This is a genomic window from Psychrobacter sp. CX18 (assembly GCF_057396215.1).
On sequence record NZ_JBXYJH010000001.1, the window covers coordinates 328,593 to 348,822 of the forward strand.

The 20,230-nt window shown below is 42.8% G+C and carries 16 protein-coding genes; 5 read left to right on the forward strand and 11 right to left on the reverse strand.

Features of this window, described 5'->3' with window-relative positions:
• Positions 1 to 243 precede the first annotated feature (243 nt).
• Complete coding sequence (locus tag AC2SLT_RS01350) at positions 244 to 1,251, forward strand: NADP-dependent oxidoreductase (protein WP_486545537.1); 1,008 nt, start codon at positions 244 to 246, stop codon at positions 1,249 to 1,251.
• A gap of 574 nt (positions 1,252 to 1,825) precedes the next feature.
• Here the strand turns inward: AC2SLT_RS01350 and AC2SLT_RS01355 are convergent.
• The 6 genes from AC2SLT_RS01355 to AC2SLT_RS01380 form a co-directional block, all read right to left on the reverse strand.
• Positions 1,826 to 2,512 carry an alpha-ketoglutarate-dependent dioxygenase AlkB family protein gene (locus tag AC2SLT_RS01355; protein ID WP_486545539.1) on the reverse strand — a complete coding sequence of 229 codons (687 nt, stop codon included), beginning with the start codon at positions 2,510 to 2,512 and terminating at the stop codon, positions 1,826 to 1,828.
• A gap of 42 nt (positions 2,513 to 2,554) precedes the next feature.
• Positions 2,555 to 3,478 (reverse strand): alpha/beta fold hydrolase, encoded by a 924-nt coding sequence (locus AC2SLT_RS01360; RefSeq protein WP_486545541.1) that lies wholly within the window; start codon positions 3,476 to 3,478, stop codon positions 2,555 to 2,557.
• A gap of 84 nt (positions 3,479 to 3,562) precedes the next feature.
• Positions 3,563 to 3,835, reverse strand: coding sequence for a type II toxin-antitoxin system YafQ family toxin (locus AC2SLT_RS01365; protein ID WP_486545542.1), 273 nt, complete (start codon positions 3,833 to 3,835; stop codon positions 3,563 to 3,565).
• The gene (locus AC2SLT_RS01370) at positions 3,835 to 4,203 is read right to left on the reverse strand and encodes a type II toxin-antitoxin system RelB/DinJ family antitoxin (protein ID WP_486545544.1); all 369 of its coding nucleotides are present in this window, start codon (positions 4,201 to 4,203) and stop codon (positions 3,835 to 3,837) included. The genes AC2SLT_RS01365 and AC2SLT_RS01370 overlap by 1 nt, the downstream gene beginning before the upstream one ends.
• A gap of 276 nt (positions 4,204 to 4,479) precedes the next feature.
• The gene (locus AC2SLT_RS01375; protein ID WP_486545545.1) at positions 4,480 to 6,456 is read right to left on the reverse strand and encodes an ABC transporter ATP-binding protein; all 1,977 of its coding nucleotides are present in this window, start codon (positions 6,454 to 6,456) and stop codon (positions 4,480 to 4,482) included.
• Between the two features lie 5 nt (positions 6,457 to 6,461).
• Positions 6,462 to 7,553 carry a fructosamine kinase family protein gene (locus tag AC2SLT_RS01380; protein ID WP_486545547.1) on the reverse strand — a complete coding sequence of 364 codons (1,092 nt, stop codon included), beginning with the start codon at positions 7,551 to 7,553 and terminating at the stop codon, positions 6,462 to 6,464.
• 248 nt (positions 7,554 to 7,801) lie between these two features.
• Between AC2SLT_RS01380 and AC2SLT_RS01385 the strand changes: the two genes are divergently transcribed.
• A complete protein-coding gene (locus AC2SLT_RS01385; protein ID WP_486545549.1) occupies positions 7,802 to 8,695 on the forward strand; it encodes an EamA/RhaT family transporter in 894 nt (297 codons plus the stop codon).
• Positions 8,696 to 9,447: 752 nt separating this feature from the next.
• On the opposite strand, the gene AC2SLT_RS01390 is transcribed toward AC2SLT_RS01385, so the two are convergent.
• The 4 genes from AC2SLT_RS01390 to AC2SLT_RS01405 form a co-directional block, all read right to left on the reverse strand.
• Positions 9,448 to 11,100, reverse strand: a complete 1,653-nt coding sequence (locus tag AC2SLT_RS01390; protein WP_486545550.1) for a hypothetical protein — start codon at positions 11,098 to 11,100, stop codon at positions 9,448 to 9,450.
• Positions 11,097 to 12,176 (reverse strand): DUF4297 domain-containing protein, encoded by a 1,080-nt coding sequence (locus AC2SLT_RS01395; RefSeq protein ID WP_486545552.1) that lies wholly within the window; start codon positions 12,174 to 12,176, stop codon positions 11,097 to 11,099. The genes AC2SLT_RS01390 and AC2SLT_RS01395 overlap by 4 nt, the downstream gene beginning before the upstream one ends.
• 501 nt (positions 12,177 to 12,677) lie before the next feature.
• Positions 12,678 to 13,625 carry a D-2-hydroxyacid dehydrogenase gene (locus AC2SLT_RS01400; protein WP_486545554.1) on the reverse strand — a complete coding sequence of 316 codons (948 nt, stop codon included), beginning with the start codon at positions 13,623 to 13,625 and terminating at the stop codon, positions 12,678 to 12,680.
• Positions 13,626 to 13,712: 87 nt separating this feature from the next.
• Positions 13,713 to 14,684, reverse strand: a complete 972-nt coding sequence (locus AC2SLT_RS01405) for an NAD(P)-dependent oxidoreductase (protein ID WP_486545556.1) — start codon at positions 14,682 to 14,684, stop codon at positions 13,713 to 13,715.
• Positions 14,685 to 15,294: 610 nt separating this feature from the next.
• Between AC2SLT_RS01405 and rapA the strand changes: the two genes are divergently transcribed.
• Complete coding sequence (gene rapA / locus AC2SLT_RS01410) at positions 15,295 to 18,177, forward strand: RNA polymerase-associated protein RapA (protein WP_486545558.1); 2,883 nt, start codon at positions 15,295 to 15,297, stop codon at positions 18,175 to 18,177.
• Here the strand turns inward: rapA and AC2SLT_RS01415 are convergent.
• Complete coding sequence (locus tag AC2SLT_RS01415) at positions 18,174 to 18,377, reverse strand: hypothetical protein (protein ID WP_486545559.1); 204 nt, start codon at positions 18,375 to 18,377, stop codon at positions 18,174 to 18,176. The genes rapA and AC2SLT_RS01415 overlap by 4 nt on opposite strands.
• Positions 18,378 to 18,634: 257 nt before the next feature.
• Here AC2SLT_RS01415 and ybaK point away from each other — a divergent pair, with 257 nt between their 5' ends.
• Both ybaK and AC2SLT_RS01425 read left to right on the forward strand, forming a co-directional pair.
• The gene (gene ybaK, locus AC2SLT_RS01420; protein WP_486545561.1) at positions 18,635 to 19,102 is read left to right on the forward strand and encodes a Cys-tRNA(Pro) deacylase; all 468 of its coding nucleotides are present in this window, start codon (positions 18,635 to 18,637) and stop codon (positions 19,100 to 19,102) included.
• A gap of 32 nt (positions 19,103 to 19,134) precedes the next feature.
• Positions 19,135 to 19,503 (forward strand): 5-carboxymethyl-2-hydroxymuconate Delta-isomerase, encoded by a 369-nt coding sequence (locus AC2SLT_RS01425; RefSeq protein WP_486545562.1) that lies wholly within the window; start codon positions 19,135 to 19,137, stop codon positions 19,501 to 19,503.
• Positions 19,504 to 20,230: the final 727 nt, after the last annotated feature.

Consider the following 20,230-nt stretch of genomic DNA (forward strand, 5'->3'; position numbering starts at 1 on the left):
ACAGTATTAGGACTTACTTAAAACACGATATTTAGCAAGTGACAAGCGACTGGGAGTTATTTATTGCGCCTCTGGAACTACTGTACAGCCAGCGTATATAAATAATTACCAGTCGCTAAAAATCATTTATGCATTAGTCCTAAATATGCATCAGTTCTAAATATAGGGCTTTCAATTTAGTTTCGAAAGAGGTCTATTAAACCAAGCGACAACGATAAATAAACCGCCAATAGGGAGAGCGTTATGTCACAAGATAATCAACTGCCAGAGAGTCAATCTGCCGTAACCCTGACAGAATTTGGTGAGCCTGAGGTATTACACTATCAAACCGACGTCGACGTTCCTAAGCTGGGCGATAAGCAAGTGCTAGTGAAAATCGCCTATGCCAGTGTCAATCCAGTCGATTACAAAACCCGTCAAGGACTCGGCTGGGGTGCGGATAATATCAAGAATAACGAATTTGCCAACGGCAAGCCCGCTATTTTAGGCTTTGATATGGCAGGAGAAGTCGTGGCGAGCAACGTCGATGGCTTTCAAGCAGGGGACAAGGTCGCCTCGCTCAGCTTTAGCGGGGGATGTTATGCCCAGTACAATGCGATCGATGCCGATTTATTGGCTAAGGTGCCTGACAGTGTAGACTTAAAAACGGCGGGTGCGTTGCCTTGCGTAGGGTTGACCGCTTATCAGTCTATCAAGTTTGCCTTTGACACGGCCGACATTAAGTCTGGCGATCATGTGGTCATGAATGCGCCCGCCGGCGGTGTTGGGCATCTCATGGTGCAAATGCTGATGCAAAAAGTTGACGAACAAGGTATCAAGCTGACGGTTATTTGCTCCCCTGAGAAGTACAAAAAGCTGGAAAGCCTTATCGACACGAATAAACTGGCTGGCTGGATTGACTATACCAAAGAGGACGACTTCCCATCGTTACAGGCTGATTTGCTAATGGACTTAGTGGGCAATGAGGCAGGCGTGCGCGCATTGTCGGTGCTAAAAGAGCAAGGACGGGTGGTAGTATTGCCCTCAATCTGGGTCGATAAATTACAACAAGCGGGCTCAGATAAAAACATCGAGGTCAAAGGATTCAAAGCCAATCCCAATGGCGAGGACTTAAGCGACGTGCTGGCTCTGATTGCCTCTGGCGAAATTAAGCTGCACTTTCAAAACACGTATCCGTTAGCGCAAGCTGAGCAAGCACACCGCGAGATTGAGAAAGGGGATAGCTTTGGCAAGATAGTGCTTGAGGTGTAGCTTATCCTGCCATCCGCTCATATCTTGGCTTGCACTGGGGCAGGCACTAAGGCTAGCGTCATTCCTGCATCACGAGACTGCCTCTAACCAAGCGCCTGCAACCCTGTGCTTTAACAAGGATACCCGCTACTGTCAGGGCTAAACCGCGCTCACGGTTCCAGCCTTGACTATAGGACAACAGTCGTATTAATACCCTAATAGCTTGCAATATTAATAACTGAATTATCCATAGTACTTTTAGTTTACCTTTTGAAAGATACTGAAAAGCGTGGAAAGTGTAGTGGTCAAAGTCCCCCTTTTTCAAAGGGGGATTTAGGGGGATTTTCCCGAAAATCCATCCCCAACCCTTCCTTTAAAAAAGGAAGGGAGCTAAATCTTGCAAAAGATACAGCTTATATTTTAAGTTGAGATTGGCGTTATTAATTTAACTTTTAGCTATTATAGAGTCCAACCTCAATTGAAATAAAGACCTAATCGTGGGTTTTGCTGCGCGACACCACACGCTACGCATTTCGCATACTATAACTATAATATTCAGCTCAAATTCAGTTAAGACGTTTGATAAGGTAATGCTTTAACCGACATTGTTGTTTGCCGTTAGCATCTGTCGAAAGGTTAAACTAATTCGCCCTTCATGCACCGCTTTAGTTTTAGTAACAGTATGCTTCCAGAACTGCTGGGTGACACCGCGCATGACGATGAGTTGTCCAGATTCAAGGTTCATCTCAACGTTCGTCTTCTTGACTTGATGTTTGAGTACAAATTTACGCGTTGCACCAAGAGATAAGGATGCGATAATCGGTTGTGGTCCAAGCACAGACTCATCATCCGCATGATAGCCCATACCATCCATACCCGTCGGGTAGTAATTCAATAGACAAGTATTAAAGCTGACATCGACTCCTATGTCTGCAAGCTTGTGTTCAACCAATTGTTTCACGTGGAACACCCTATCATGCCAAGGATGAATCGCTCGAGTATGACCGGAGTAAGCATACGCCAACGCGTCATTTGTCTCTTTATTTGAATCGACATTTGTTTCAGCACTGTTTGATGAGTGGTTGCCGCCCATCCACACAATCTTGCGGGTGGTGATATGGGTTTTACCAAATAAGGTTACCTTATCAGACTGCCACGGCAATTCATCAAGCAGCTGCTGATATAACTCAGTAGGGTTTTCAATCACGAAACCGAGATCATTGACGATACCGTCGTATGGCAATAGGTTATCGATCGGAGCGGGAGCAAATAAATCAGGCATATTTACCTATTTCATGTGTTGTTCAGTGGGTTAACGTGATGTTTAGCGGGTCGTTTGCAGGTCAACAATAATCTTTGTGCAGGTTTCAGGTGCTTCCATCGGCAGTAAATGGCCATACTCTGGCAAAATAGTGATGTGGTCATCAGGTACGATATGTTTCCAGCTTTGACGTACTTTATCACTATTAAATACCGAGGGCTTTGCCAGTATGAGGTGATAAGGGGTGTTTTGCTTATTCAATTGTTTGAGAGCAGGGGTGATATAAGGCGTGCCAAAGTAGCTGGCGAGTTCGTACTTGGGTTGAAACAGTAAGGTAAAACCATCTTGTTCTTTTGCAACCAAACTGTTTTGGGTAAATATCATCAGATGCTCATCACTGATGCGCTTAAACGCACGATGCTGACGTAAATATTGATAGTAGTGGTCTATACTTTCCCAATCTGCCTGTTTAACCTGAGTACTCTTAAAGGGTTCTTGAGTTAATAATATCTTGCGCGGAAGGCGGCTGTAAATCAGATATTGAGCTTTGGTAAACGTCACTGGATCAATCAAATACAGCGCAGAGAATAAATCAGGACGTTTGGCTGCTGCCATCGCGGTCGCTGTGGCGCCTTGTGAGTGACCGATACCGATCACCGGTTTATCTTGTGTTTTTTCTAAAAACTCAATGAGGTGATCTGCATCCTGCTCACGGGTTAGTATCTTATCTGCTGGTAAGTCAAACCAATAGCCTCGCATCGCTAAGCTGATTACATCAAATGGCTGACTAAGCTCAGTGAGCAATGGTTCATAAACGCCAACGGGAAAGCCATTGCCGCCATAAAAGTGGATAACAGGTTTGGTCTTTGTCTTGTTAGTTTGCGCCTTATTGAGGTCATTAAGGTCGTTAAAACCATTAAGGTCTGAAAGGTCATAATAACGGGCTTGTTTACCAGATAGAGTTATGGCGAATTCAGGGATTTGCATATGATTTTCTCTATAGTTTCGCATCTGTATTCACAAGCTAAGGTTATGCTAAAAGAGCTAATTAAAGGTTGTGAATACAGGTTATTAGATAAACAACTCCGCATGACTACCAATTCGAGCTAATTGCAACTGTTGATTGTGAATGCGATAAATTAGAACTAAGTCTGGACGAATATGACAGTCTCTAAAGCCCTTGAAGTTTCCAACTAAAGCATGATCAACATATTTTGGCGCTAATACTTCTGCGCGTTGAAGTTGGCCGATTACATTGCCTGTTTCAATAACATCTAATAAGTTGCGTTTAACAAGCTTTCTGAAGTCTTTTTTAAATTGGTTCTCATAAACAATAGGATACATTAAGCATTGCTTTTTTTGGTAACTTCGGCTTTAGTGGGATTATCAAATGATTTACTGTCTTGTGTCTCAAGAGTTTGAAGATCTATCTCTAGATTTTTTAGAAACTGAGGGAAGTCTTCAGCGGATTCTAAAGCTTGATTGGCATCTGAGTCATCAACAACAGAGTTATCAAAAGCCTGCATAGCCTTGATGCTGGTGGCATTAGGTTTTGGTGCTTTTATCTCAAAAGGGATACCGCCATAATTTACCACAGCTTTAGCGAATAGTTGTATTGCTTGAGAAGGGCTTAACCCAACTTCTTCACAAACTTGAGAAAAGGCAATTTTGGTGGGTTCGTCAATACGAGTGCTTATCGTCATCGATTTCATGGTGTCAGCCTCTTATAAGAGTATTCTTATGTTATACATAGTAGTACATTGTACTACATTAATAGGTTTAAATAAATGTGAGAGTGACCTAAATAATATAGTCCCCAACATAGACTAAATCACAGACAGCTTTATTGAAAAACGAGACGTGAACTGTTGTTGTGCGAGGGACGAGCACCGAGCTGAGTGTTTAAAAAGCATAAGCCTTTGACTCGCTGATTTGTGAGTGTTTAATGGGCACCGATACTGAGGCCATGCTTTTTGCGGTTGCTCTTCTTATTCATCATCGCCCAAGAAGCCGCCACTTTGACGTTGCCACAGTCCTGCATACACGCCTTGTTTTTCTATCAGTTCATCATGCGAGCCTTGCTCAATAATACGCCCTTTATCCATCACCACTAATCGATCAAGTGCGGCAATCGTTGAGAGACGATGCGCAATAGCGATAACGGTCTTGCCAGTCATCATGCTATTTAAGCTCTCAGTAATGGCGTGTTCCACCTCAGAGTCGAGCGCACTGGTGGCCTCATCAAGTAACAGAATCGGCGCGTTTTTTAGCATCACCCGAGCAATGGCAATACGCTGGCGCTGACCGCCAGAGAGCTTAACCCCACGTTCCCCAACTTGAGTATCAAGCCCTTTGTTACCCTTCGCATCATGTAGCTCTTGAATAAAGTCCCACGCTTGCGCCTCTTTACAAGCCGCGATAATCTCTTCATCGGTGGCGGTGGGTCGACCATAAGCGATGTTTTCGCGTACGGTGCGATGTAACAATGAGGTGTCTTGCGTCACCATGCCAATTTGCTGACGTAGGCTCTCTTGAGTCACTTCATCGATGGCTTGACCGTCAATCGTGATCTTACCGGAGTCGACATCGTAAAATCGCAACAGCAGATTGACCAAGGTCGATTTACCAGCGCCTGAGCGTCCAACCAGCCCAATCTTCTCACCCGGTTTGATGTCTAAATTAAAGTTATCTAACAGTTTGACATAATTAGGGTTGGATGACGGATTGGATGAGGGATTGAGCGAGGTATTGTTTGAGGTGTCTGTGTTTAGCGCATCCTCTGGCGCTTCCTCAGGTGCATCGTCGGCAGTAGCAACTTTTAGACCGGTTACTGCTTTACCCTTGCCCTCATAACCGAAGTCAACATTTTTAAACGCAATATGACCGTGGGTGACGACCATTTGCTTGGCATTCGGGGCATCCACCACTTTTTGTGGTGCCGATAAGGTGCGGATACCATCTTGCACGGTACCGATACTCTCAAATAGACTCGCCATCTGCCACATAATCCAGTGGGTCATACTGTTCAGGCGCAGCGCCATTGCTGTCGCCATCGCAAGCGCGCCGACCCCAACATCACCACGTTGCCATAAATACAGCCCAATCGCAGCCGTACTACCAATTAAGGAGACACTCACTAGATGGTTGACAAATTCAAGTCCAGTTACCCAGCGCATCTGACCATGAACCGTTTGTAAAAACTGCTTCATCGCAGTCTTGGCATAGCTCAATTCGCGCCGTGAATGGCTAAATAGCTTCACCGTCATGATATTGGCATACGCGTCAGTAATACGCCCTGTCATTAAGGCACGCGCATTGGCCTGAGTGCTGGCCGTCTGTCTAAGCTTCGGTAAAAAGTACCACAGTGTCAGGCCAAACATCACCAGCCAAATGGCAAAGGGTATCAATAATAAACTGTCGAGCTTGAATAAAATAATGCCACTGGTCACAAAGAATACCAGCACATAGGTCATCATATCGACAACGGTAATCACCGTATCCCGAACCGCAAGCGCCGTTTGCATTACCTTGGCAGATACGCGGCCTGAGAATTCATTTTGATAAAATTCCATCGACTGACCCAGCATACGCTTATGAAACCGCCAGCGCATCTGCATCGGGAATACCCCTTGGATGACCTGAAAGTGTACCAATGAGGCCAATGCTACCCAGAAAGGACTGAGTATCAGCACCGCAAACATAATTTTCAACGTGCCGCTTTTCTCAGCCCACAGCGTTGAGGGTGTGTAAATCCCCATCCAATCGACAAGATCGCCAATCCACGCATATAGCAATGCCTCATACACCCCGATACCAGCAGTGAATATCATAAATAGCACTAGCCACTTGCGCAGGCCATAAGTACACGCCCACAAAAACTTTACCAAGCCTTCTTTGGGTAGGGGGATTTTATTCTCAGGAAAGGCGGTAAGTCGAGTTTCAAAGAAATTGAAAAGCTTATTCATAACGGTTATCCACCAAAGCGCTGTGCAATACGCTGCACCGGAGTCAAATAGCCGGTGCCAAATAAATTTAAATGATTCAAATAGTGATAAAGATTATACACATCCATGCGCTCTGTAAACCCATCTGTAACCGGGCAGTGTGACAAATAGACCTCATAAAACTCAGGGGTAAAGCCACCAAATAAATGGGTCATCGCCAGATCCGTCTCAGGGTGACCGACATAGACTGCGGGATCAATCAAATAGCCCAGCGTTTCATGGCTGCCCTTAGGGGTAATAGAGGTATTGCCGATCATAGCATTGCCCGACCATAAGTCGCCGTGTAACAAACTGGGTCTTGGATTACCCTGACTATCCAATTGCGAATAACTCGGGAGATAGTGATCAAGCTTGTGCTGAAGGCGTTCAATTCGTTGTAGCGTTTGGCGGTTTAAATACCCCTGATCATAAGCCATTTTGGTTTGGGGTCCCAACCTTTGAGAGGCAAAGAACTCATGCCAGTCGGCTGTCCAGGTGTTGCTTTGCGGGCTACTGCCAATATAGTTGTCTTCAAACCAGCCAGCAACCCACTGAGTCTGGTTTTTATGCGTCAAAAACTTCTCAGGGACGGATACGTCTTCTATGTTACTTGTTATATTAGGTTGGGGTGGTAGCGCCTGATGTAACGTCGCCAGTTGCTCTGCCAAGTCCTCATAGCCTGTTGCAGACTTTGAGCCATGAGTGGAGTGAATCACCGATAGTAGCAAAAATCCACAGCCGATATCGGTATCGCGTCCCACAGCAAGCGGCTCACAAGTCCTTACTCCCGCCTGTTGTAGTGCGGCCAGCCCTATGCTCTCAGACAGTAGCAGGGGATATTTATCAAGGCTGTTTTGTTTTAAAAACAGTTGCACTTGACCTTGTTTGGTGTCATTGAGGGCTAGTAAACTTGTCTGATTGATATCACCCCCTGAAACAGGCTGGCTTATTAAGTCATCAAGCGAGCCAATAGATAGACCGCTTATTGCATTGATCGCTTTAAGCAAACCATCAAAGCGTGGCGTCGTCGCCAGATAATCGGGAATGGAATTTGGGTAGTCAAAAGAATGAAACGTCATAATTTAGCTAATGATAGGGTTAAGATTTGGGCTAAGGTGGTTAGGGCGTAAAAGGTCATACAAAAGCCACCATATACAGGCGCTTATAACGTATGCTCTAAAACGTGTGCTCTAAAAAATGCCTAATTCATTTTGGAAACCACCGGATATCCTATAACATACAGCCCCTAATATGCGGTTGCATATTTTGCGGTACTATCTATAACCGCTGTCTAAAACCGCAGTTCCTAACAAACGGACGATACTCTATGAGCTATCTTATTATCGCAGTACTGTGTAGCGTCGCCGTATCGGTGCTACTCAAAGTCTTACGTCAGAACCACATTGATATCCGCCAGACTATTGTTGCAGGCTACCCCGTCGCCTTTTTGCTGACGTGGGTGTTATTAAAGCCAGACGTCAGCACAATTTCAGACTTAGGCAGTGCTTGGCTTATCATACTACTGTTGGGCGTCTTATTGCCGTTAGTGTTTGTTATTTTAGGTCGAGCGATTGAAAGTGTTGGCATTATTGCCACCGATGCCGCCCAACGTCTGTCGCTAATTATCCCGATCGTGGCGGCGTTTGTGTTATTTAACGAGGTACTGACCACACAGCGCACCATAGGGATTGCTATCGGCTTTCTGGCTTTAATTGCCTTGGTCTATCGCCAACCAACGCCTGAAACTAACAAGATTGTCGCGCCAAACGTCATTGCCAAACACACCAAAACCAAACCTTCCCCGTTACCAGTAGGCATCTGGTTAATTAGTGTGTGGCTTGGCTATGGGGTAATTGACATCCTGTTTAAGCAAGTGGCAAAACAAGGCGCCGCTTTTCCCTTGACCTTATTTTTGGCATTTGGCATGGCAGGCGGGTTGCTATTTATCTATTTGCTGGTTAATAAAACCCAATGGAGTGGCAAGGCATTGGCCTCAGGTTTGCTATTAGGGGCGCTCAATATGGGCAATATTTACGCCTATATCAAAGCCCATCAAATGTTAGCTGATTCGCCAAGTGTGGTATTTACCGGTATGAATGTCGGAGTGATTGCGGTGGCAACTTTAGTCGGGGTGGTTGCGTTTAAAGAGACGTTGAGTAAGCTCAATATGCTAGGTATTGTGTTGGCGATGGTCTGTGTGCTGGTGTTGTTTTGGGGGTAGGGGGAGGTTTGTAGCCATCTAGCTCTTCTCACCATAAACCCAGTAAATAATCAATAGCCAATCCCGCTATCCGCTACTATCTGCTCGTCTTAGCAAGGCGGTGCGCTAAGCCATTGAGTGTCTCTTGCTTCGCGAGCCACCCAATGCCAAGCGCCCACAACGTGCTAACCCAAGCAGTATATCCGCTGCTATCGGGGCTAAGGAGCCTTGTTAGGGCAGAGAGAATTGAGCAATAAGGCTTGAAACATCGGGCTGACTAATCATCTTGCCACTTCTATAAATCATGTCGCTACTGCTAATAAAAACTAAGAAAACCTTTACAACATCCTTTTTAAAAAAGCTCTTAATAAAATAAATATGTTAGGTTTTAGCGGGATGGCTATTGTTTGTATGTCAATGTTAAATCCATCATATCTGTTAGTAGTGTTGTTTGTACCAATCTTATTCCTATCTTAGATAAAATTAACGATATTGATAATAAATGTAATCTGTAAGTCGTTACGCATAAAGACTTTCGAAAAAAACTGATATAAGCCTTTCCTGCAGAGACTTTATGTAAGTCTTAATTTTTAATTTCGCAGAAGATGTTCATAAGAATAAAAAAAGCTGAAGAAATACTGGGAATAGGTGATTAAGTCTATAATTTATTAAGTTTACATAACCAGCCAGACTTGACAGATTATGTGCCTAATGTTTAGAAAGAACTTGCTTTTTAAAATGTAGCCTATGCTTAAGGTAAGTCTCTATAGGCACTATGCATTAATACTTGCATTTTTATATAAAGGCATTATCTGCTGATAAACTATTTCATAGAAGTCTTGACATAACAAACTATTTTTAGTTTTTAAATTAATATTTCTGAAATTTTTACTATCACTATCTATTGTAACAGAACCAATTATCAATTGGTTTTGGTCAGACAAGCCATTCAAGCATAAATCAAAAATTTTCTTGGATATGTCTGTATCTACATCCTGTTGTTTCGGTGAGTCGATTACTACTGGAAGCATAGGTATGGTAGATTTCATTTCAATAGTTTTCAAAAGTGCATAGTGATAGGCTAATACCGCTCTAGGTTTACGACTACCTGTTTCGCTATTAGTGATAGCACTATATCGTGTAATACTATCAATCTTAGGGTTAAATATATCAAGTTCACTGCACGAGTACTTTAAATGCTGTTTAAATATATCATTAATTTCTTTCGTACGCTTTTTATTAGTTAATTCTAGTGCTTTCTTTTCTAGCTCTTCTATTTCCAAAACTAGCGTACCAATTTCTGTTTTTAATTCCTTTATTTGTAATTCAAAAGTAGATTCAACCTCTTTACTAGCTTGCGACCTGATAACATCTTGTAAAGTTAATTCAGCTTTAACTTCCCGTAGCATATTTTCAAGTTCTAAACTCAATGCTTGAGCACCTTTAAGCTCTTTTTTTATATTATCTATTTTTAAATCGTAAGAATTCTTAGTTTCATATAAACTAGGTATTAACTTAAGTAATTCCTCCCTATGTTCTATTATTTCATATCTATCTATATAATCAGCTATTTCCGGCAATGATTCATCATCATTATCTTCCATTTGACTCAAAGCTTCATTAATTTCTGCTATAATTTTATCTCGTTTAGATAGTAATTCAATCAGTTCAAGCCTGAATTTTGTTTCTTTTAGATGTAACTTCTGACACTTTTTCAAAAAACTATTCAGCATACTTTCATAGTATTCAATATCAACGTCGAATAAGACCCTACCAAATGAATCATTAAACTTCTTTTTCGCCGATTCTACGGCTGTTAAGGTTGCTTTAAGCTTCTCTATTTTAATCTGCAAAACCTTAATATTGCTCTGGATTTCGTAATATTCTTTAGGTTTAACCCCAGTATGAAAATACAGAATATTATTCTGCCATTTATCATACATACCTAAACTATTGAAAGAGCCTAATACATTACTCCATCCGCTATCTTGGTCAATGTAGAAAGGTAAATATAAAGCAACTGGTAGAGCTTGAGACATCTGTCCTGTACTTTTTAAAACTAATTTAAGATTAAATTCAAAAATATCTCTAACTACTCTAGAAATATCTGAACGAGATTCAGATGTAACTAATAGTTTTTGTCCATCATTCAAATCAAAGATAGAAATTCGCTTTTCATGCCTTATAAACGCATAGTCACGAGAGTTCACATGAATGACTACCTTAGATATAAAGTCATCATCCTTCCATTTTTTATCTAAAGTTATATCAGCACCAAGCGTATAATACAGTATTTTAATTAAACTAGATTTGCCCGTATCATTAGCACCTGAAATTATATTTACATTAGGCGAAAACTCATGGAAAAATGCTCTTTTATCACGTAATGACAATAGGTGTGCGCTTTTAAAATAAATTTTTTTCACACTGAACCTTCTTCTATTAGCTTTTCAATTATGGAATAAACTATAATACACTCTTTCTTTTCTATAGTAAGAGCAACTGCACAGTCAGGATATTCTTTATCAATCATTTGAATCAATTTAAATGTAAACGAAAGCAAGTCCTTTTCAACTTCAGACTTTATATAAAATGATTTAGCTTGTTCATAATACATACTAAAAACTTTTTTATTCTTCTTCGTTAATTCAATGCTAATTTGTAAAAATATTGCCTTTAGTCGTATGAGCTCTATTGTAGACTTATTTAATCTATCAAATAGACTTTTCGCTTCATTCCAGGTAGGTTTTAGCGCTTTAGAATTTATAGAGTCAAGGATTTTCTTAAACTCTCTAGAAGATAGTCCTTTGCGTCCTACCAAGTCTTTAAAATCTTTTATACTACCAGAGTTATAACTGGATTTTTTTCGACATTCTGACTCAAGTAGTATTGATAAATTATGAGTAGTAGAATTGAAATCTTCCCCATATCTTTTAGTCAGAAAATCAGATAACTTACCCTTCAAATGCGTCATATGGTCTTCTAAACTCAAAGAGGATTGAACAAAGTCTAGAACAGATAAATCTACATTATTTAATTGAATTTGACTCGATATCTTACTACTAAACTTGTTCTGATGTTTTGGATCTATAGCTGAAGCATTAAAATAAGTTTTAGCTCCTCCTCTAGGATAAAAGCTAAATGAAGCATTAGTAACAAATAGAAGTTTAGGAGAATAATTATGAAAGTTTTTATAATGTAAATACAACTTTCCGATTATTGAGATGGGTTTCTTAGAAGTGCTTTTGTATATTTCGCTAGGTGTCCAGTGTGTCTCTTTAGTTTTTATTTGAGCAAAAGTAATTTTTTGAGGATTGTTTTCATCATCTAATATAAGCACATCGTCGTGATACTCAAAAATGAATACATATTCTTCACCCTTCATTTCATACTCAAGCATCTCCGATAATGCCCAGCAAGTTTGATAGTTAAAACCACGCTGTGCAATCTCTCCACCGCTTTCTACTTGTTGAATACTTGTTAAAGCTTCGGCTAAATTCATATATTCCATTATTCTTAGGGTACTGAGAGTTTGATTAATTACAAGTAAATATTTTAATTTATTATCACAATCTAATCATCATCTGTTACATATAACTTATACCATTTGATAAATCTCACTATCAGTGCATTTAATTAGCAGAATTAATGTGGCACTTCAGCTTTGTCAGCTAAAAAATAATCCTCCAACTCTGCGTAATCACTTAGGCTTATTTTAATTTTATTTTGCCAATCTCTTTGATAGAAGCGTTGTAGGTTAATCAGTATAATATCATTATTTTAATTAGTTTATTTAGCTTAAATTTAAAAATTAGAATGTTGATGTATTTTGCGGTGACGTGTTTGTCATTATATAATTGGTAAAGCAAGATACCGCCCTAAGCCGAGGGACTAACACCGAACTAACCTATTAAAAATTGACTACCGTCACCCCGCATAACCCCTCAAACAAAAAAATCCTCTTCAAAAAGAGGATTTAAAGAACCGTAAAAAAGCTGAACACTTACTGCTTCTCAATAAACTCACTGACCTGCTCACTTAATATCTCCCACAGCTTCTCTTGAGCAGCAGTGCTGCCCCAAGCATTGTGCGGACTGAATATCACTCGAGGATGTTTATCCTTGGCAAGCTTGAGAAGAGGGTCGTCCTTAGTGGTAGGCTCTTGCTCGAATACATCTGTGGCATAGCCGATGACCTGCTCGTTTTGTACAGCATCAAACATGGCTTGCGAGTCGACCACACCACCACGAGCGACGTTCACGATTAACGGGTGCTTATCCATTTTCGCTAAGGTGTCGCTATTGATGAGATGTTTGGTTTCCTCAGTTAATGGGCAATGCAGACTAATGACATCGGAGGTTTTGAGTACCGTGTCAAAGTCAGTATAGTCATCATTACGTGGCGCTTTGCCTTGATGCTCCGCCCAAAGAACTTTCATACCAAAGGCTTTGGCAATATGACTCACTCGCTCGCCGATAGTACCGACACCGATAATGCCTAACGTTTTGTCCTCTAAGTCAATCAGCGGCACATCCATTAAGCTAAAGCTACCCGATTCCTCCCAGCTGCCGTCGATGACCTTTTGATGATAATGAACCACCGCCCGCAGTGCCCCAAGCATCAGCATAAAGGTATGTTCGGGCACACTTTTGACCGCATAGCCAGCGACGTTGTAAAGCTCGATATTATGCTCTTCGCATGCGTCTTTATCGACATTATTCATGCCAGTCGCAGTCAGTTGAATGAGCTTAAGATTGGGGAGGGCAGCGATAACCTCACGACCAATCTTAACCTTGTTTGCAAGGATAATGTCGGCATCTTGACAGCGCTCAATGATCAAGTCATCGTCCTGCTCAGTGTCGTCAAAAGTGACATAATCGGTAACGCCATCAGGTGCTGATAAGTCGACTGAATCTAAAAAAGTACCTTTATCTAAAAATACGGCTTTCATAATATAACCTTTTATAATTTATAACTTATGATATAGAGGGTTCGACGGACCTTGAGTTGTCATGAACTTTAACGATGAATACAGGTTTTAGGACTGCTCTTTAATAAACTCGTTTATTTGCTCACACACGATGTTCCACAGCTTTCTTTGCGCCGCTTTACTACCGGCACCGTGGTGAGGACTGAGAATAACACGGGGGTGATTGTCTTTTGCCAGTTGTACGATGGGGTCGTCTGCTTTCGCAGGCTCTTTTTCAAATACATCGGTGGCATAGCCTAAGATTTTATCGTTCTTAATGGCCTCAGCTAAGGCGGTGCTGTCGACAATTTGACCACGGGCAACATTGACGATGAGAGGCTTTTTATCCATTTTTGCAATGGCTTCAGCATTAATAAGGTGTTTGGTGTCCTCTGTGAGCGGCGCATGTAGGCTGAGCACATCAGAGGCGGCAAGCACAGAGTCAAAGTCAGTATAAGAGTCATCGCGAGGCGCTTTGCCTTTGTGCTCTGCCCACAGCACCGTCATGCCAAACGAATTGGCAAGCTCGCCCATACGTTTGCCAATTGAGCCGACGCCGATGATGCCGATGGTTAAGTTATGGATATCAATCAGCTCTTCATCGAGATAAGACACTTGACGCGACTTTTGCCATGTGCCATCGAGCACTGCATTATGATAATGGATACCTGCTCGCATGGCATTTAGCATAAGCATAAACCCATGCTCTGCCACACTTTGAGTCGCAAAACCTGGCGCATTGTACACTTCGACGCCATTGTCTTTACACGCTTTCATATCGATTTGATTGGTACCGACAGAGGTGACTTGCAATAGCTTTAAGTTAGGCAGCGCTTCAATCACTTCACGCTCTATTCTTAATGTTCCAACAATGACAATCTCGGCATCCTGACAGCGCTCGATAATAACCTGATTATCTTGCGGCGTCTCGTAATAGGTAATGTACTCGCCTACTTTCTCTGGTGGCGTGAGTTCTAAGCCTTTTGAAAATCTTTTTTCATCCAATAGGACGGTTTTGTCTTTTGTTGTATTTGATGTCATAACCTGCTCCTTATTATTGTTTTATTTATCGTGATTTTATTTATCGTGATATTATTTTCGCTAAATCCTAATAGTATAGATTGTAACTAAAAGCTAATAAGGGTGATGACATAACGCTTATAACTTTTGTATTGTTTTTGATTAATGGGGCAAACAACAAAAAAGAGGTTGAAACAATAAGAATTTGAAAGCTATCGCTACAAATTAATGGGGTAATTAACGCATTAACTCTTGATATTAGGCGAGATGGGGTTAAAATTTAAAAGCCTAAAAATCATAGAGTTATAGGGTTTACTATAGGATTCAAATCAGCATAACTAATAAATAGCGCAATTTTGCTGACTTTAACTATAGAAATTAATAACTTTGACCTCATAAAGCTAGGCAGATAGTCACTATAATCCTCTATAATAGGCATCTGATATCATCACGTCTTAAATAGCTTAGTCTCAAATGAATGGACTCGTCAGATAAAGCCTATTAAAAAAGGCAAATGAAAATGAATAGAGAATGAGTAGAGAATGTCAATTAGATGACTGACTGACGATTAATTTAATGCTTAGCAAAAACGTGACACAATCCATATTTTACTAATAGAACTGACTGATTTATGACAATAGCTGCTTTAATTCCCGAATTCGCCGTAGGTCAACGTTATCTTTCTGACACCGAAGCCGAACTAGGCTTAGGCGTTGTTATTGATGTTGATGACCGCTGTGTGCATATTTTATTTGCCCAGAGCGAGGAGACGCGGGTCTACGCCAAAAACTCAGCCCCGCTCTCTCGGGTCGCGTTCAAAGTAGGGGATGAAATCACTGATCAGGATGGCAATACCCATATCGTGCAAGGTATTGACGAGGTAATGGGCGTACTCAAGTATCATGTTGAAGGGCATCCGCGCGGTATTATGGAAACGCGTTTAGCGGCTAACATTACCTTGGCTAAGCCACTTGAGCGGTTGCTGGCAGGGCGAGTAGAGCGCGGCGACTGGTACGAGCTACGCCAAGACATATTGCGTATGCAGTCGGCACTCGCCGCACATCCTCTGAAGGGGCTCATGGGCGCCCGTGTCGATATTATTCCGCATCAGCTATATATCGCTCATGAAGTGGGTAAGCGTATCGCACCGAGAGTTTTGCTTGCCGATGAGGTCGGTCTGGGTAAGACCATTGAAGCAGGTCTGATTATCCATCAGCAGTTGCTTACGGGTAAGGCACAGCGTGTGCTGATATTGGTGCCTGATAGCTTGCAGTATCAGTGGATGATTGAGATGCGCCGCCGCTTTAACCTAAATTTTGCCCTGTTTGACCTAGTACGTACCGCAGCGATTAAAGAGCACAATCCTGATCAAAATGTCTTCACCACAGAGCAGTGCATCATTGCTAGTTTAGATCTATTGCTCGACCATCACGATTTGTACGATCAAGCGATGGAGGCAGGATTTGATTTGTTGGTGGTCGATGAGGCACATCATTTGCACTGGGATCCAGAGCAGGGCGGTAATGACAAATATGAGCTGGTTGCCGACTTTGCGCATCAAACGCCTGGGGTGTTATTGCTCACTGCGACACCAGAGCAGCTTGGTGTCGAGAGTCACTTTGCAAGACTGCGTTTGCTTGATTCAGACCGCTTCGATGACTTAGAGGACTTTATAGCAGGTCAAGAGGCGTTTTCAGATACGGCCGCCGTTGCAGAGATACTGATGGATGAAAAGCCGCTGACCGAGAGCCAAATCAGTGCGCTGACTCATCTGCTTGGTTTGCAAGATGCGGATGAGCTTGCCAATATCAATGAAGACGATAAGCTTCGCACTTACGCACTCAATCAATTATTAGACCGTCATGGTACAGGTCGGGTGCTGTTCCGCAATACGCGTGACAGTGTTCAGGGGTTTCATGGTCGAGCCAGTCGCCCGCACCCTCTGCCTTGCCCTGACGCTTGGATAGGCAACTATCAAACCTGTGGCAAGTTGCGTGAGCAGCTGTGGGGAGAGGAAAACCAACCCGATGGTGGCTGGCTAGAAGATGATCCCCGCGTCCCTTGGTTGGTTGAGTTACTAAAAGAGGATCTTAAGCACGAAAAGGTGCTACTCATTGCCCGTAGTGGCGCAACCGTTGAAAGCTTAGATGCGGTGCTGCGTCTGCATGCCGGTATCAAAACCGCCATCTTTACCGAACAAATGACCTTGCTTGAGCGTGACCAAGCGGCTGCCTTTTTTGCCGATGAGCTTGGCGCACAGATATTGCTGTGTTCTGAGATTGGCTCCGAAGGTCGCAACTTCCAGTTCGCCAGTCATCTCGTATTGTGGGATTTACCGGCTAATCCAGACACTTTAGAGCAGCGTATTGGGCGCCTTGATCGTATCGGTCAAAACCAAAAGATAACCCTACATGTACCCTATGTTCAAGGTACCGCCCAAGAGCGTATGTACCAGTGGTATGACGGGGCGCTCGATATCTTTAATCATATCTCGCCAACCGCTCAAGTCGTCCAAGAACAGTTCATTATCGACTTAAAGCCGCTGCTTGAGGGTGAGAGTAATGATAAAAACCGTCAAGCCTTGGCAGAACTGATTGATGATGCCCGTACGTTGCGTCAGCAGTTAGAAGCAGAGCTACAGTCTGGTCGAGATCGTCTACTTGAATACAACTCCTGTCGTCCCCGTGTTGCTGCGCGTATTGCCGATGCGATGAGCGACTTTGACGCCAACAATCTATTGCCATCGTTCCTAGATCGTTTCTTCGCATCGGTGAATTTAGATCACAGTGTCCAGCGTGATGGCTCGTGGGTGGTGCATCCGCCAGAAGCGGAAAACAGTCAGCATCCCGATGTCGAAAATCTACCAATATCCGAAGATGGCATGACCCTAACCTTCAAGCGTAGCCAAGCCTTGATGCGTGAGGACATGGACTTTATCACCCATGAGCATCCGCTGATGCTAGCCATTTATGACATGGCAAACTCGGGCACGTTTGGCAATACTACGGTGGCGATGCTCAAAAGCAACACTGTGCCAGAGGGTATGTTGCTGTTGGAGGTCAACTTTAGAATAACCACCATCGCGCCAAAAGTGCTCAACTTATCTGCCAATTTACCGACGCAAGTATTACGCGTATTTTTGGGCGAGCAGGGCGGAGATTTATCAGATCGCATCACCGCTGACATGATTGTGCCGCATATCGAACGCTTGGACAAAAACCGTGCCCGTCAAGTGGTCAAAGTGCGCAGTGAGGTGATTGAGTCGCGTTATCAGGATGCCGAAGCCATTGCCCAAAGCAAACTTGATGATATTAGTACGCAAGCGTTAGCACGCTTTAGCCAGATTTGGCAGCGTGAAATTAGCCGTCTTCAGCACCTACAACAAGTGAACCCCAACGTGCGTGACGAAGAGATTGAGCGATTACAGTCCCTTAAAGCGCAAGGGGAGCAAGCGCTGGGCAATCTATCATTGGTGCCAGATAGCATTCGAATCTTGGTGGCTATTAAACCTTAGCACTCGCCGCATGACTCAGATAGCATGTGGGAGCTAATCTTGCTTTCGCTACTATCTACTGCTATGAGCGAGGCAGTGGCTACCGTTTGGGTCGTCGCTTGCTTCGCGTCGCCACCCCAAACCATGCCTGAGGAGGGATAAAGCAAAGCACTGCTTTGCCCCGACGCAAGAGAAAATCTGCGATTTTCTGAAAGACTCACTCAACCGTACAGTATATCCGCTACAATCAAGGCTAAACCGCTCTTTCTTTTCACACCTTTTTTACAAAACAACCTATGCTTGTTAAATTCGGTCAGGCTCACTGGAACGATTTTAGCTATCAGCAGTGCTAATTTGCGAATGTTCCACACGCCCTAATAGTTTAATTTCTAGATTTGCTATAAGATAGGGATAACGATTAATAATTAACCTTAATTTATTAAGAGATAGGAACAAAAGAAGGTAGGAAACAAACGCCATGACACCCGCTGTTAATGTAGCCAAAAAACTAAAACTTGATTATCGAATCCATGAATACGAACATGACCCGAGCGCAGAATCTTATGGCTTAGAGGCTGCTGACAAATTGGGCGTCGCACCAGAGCACGTTTTTAAAACCTTGGTAGTGACAACCGATGCCGATAAATTAGCCGTGGCTATCTTGCCCGTAAGTGACACGCTAAACTTCAAAAAGATGGCTAAGGCATTGGGAGTTAAAAAGGTACAAATGGCGGATACAAAAGTGGTTGAGCGCACGACAGGCTACGTGCTCGGAGGGGTAAGTCCCTTAGGTCAAAAGAAGCGTCTAACGACGGTTATTCATCAGTCAGCTGCGTCACTGACGAGTATGTACGTCAGCGGTGGAAAGCGCGGGCTTGAGATTGAGCTGCCGCCACAGCAGCTGAGCAACGCCTTGTCTGCTAACTTTGCCGATATTGTTGACTAGAGCTTATTCACAATTCTTTAAAGAGGTACACTATGCCACATGTCATCGTACAAGCCACACCCAACGTCACTATCAAAAACCCTGAACATTTATTAAAGCAGTTGAATACTACCTTATGGGAAACCGGTCATTTTGGCTCTCCGCACGCAATAAAAGCCAGAATGATGGATCTAGAAACCTTCTTAGTCGGCACAGAGGATGACCAACAGGCTGAAGGGTTTGTCTATATCCAGTTGCGACTGATGCCCGGACGCAGTCAGCAAATCCGAGATGATTTGGCGGATAAACTACATCAGTGTTTGCAAGACACGCTTCAAAGCCAGCAGTCGGGCAGGGTTAAAGTACAATACTGTGTAGAAGTGGTGGAGTTAAGCGCCGCGTATAAAAAGAGTAGGATTTAGCCTTTTAGCTTTTTAGCATTTTATGACAGGCAAGTCACTCAAACCGTGTAAACCACACAAGTATAGTCGCTTAACCACAAGAGTCTCTGAGACACTCAAGTAGAGTCAAAGAAGTCTAAAATGGTTACAAGGCAACCCAGTGCAAGTACTACTGGAGTTGGCTTAACGAGGTTAACGCCGTAACCGTTTAGTAGTTCGCTGACTATATTTTAGTTTAATGAAAAGTTGACTTAAGTGATACCTGTAGAACTGGTGCATTTAAGCAATAGTTACCTCATTCTCAGCTTATTAAAACTCATTGTAGGCTGCTGCTTTTAGCCCAGCAAATTAAAACCTTTAATCAAAAATGCTGGGCTAAAGCCACTGCCTACGTTAAGAGTTGAGAATGGGGCAATAGTTATACTTGTCTATGAGTCACATAAGTATTTACTGACGCTTTTAGGTAGTACCACCGCTTCTGCACGATAGCCAGCTTTTTGAGCTGTTTGTCGCCATTAAACGGCGTGTAATACGGCAATTATAAGTCCCTGTCTATGAGTGAGTAATCACTCAGTTAACGACTCTATCCCTGAAATGACTGTCAAAAGAAGGAGCGGTTTAGCCCTGACATGAGCGGTATCCTACTGAGTTAGGCGGTTGCGAGTACTTGGCTAGCGGTAGTATCGAGATAACAGGAATGCCGATAGCCTTAGAGCTCGCACCGCCTAACTTAGTAGATACAAGCGGT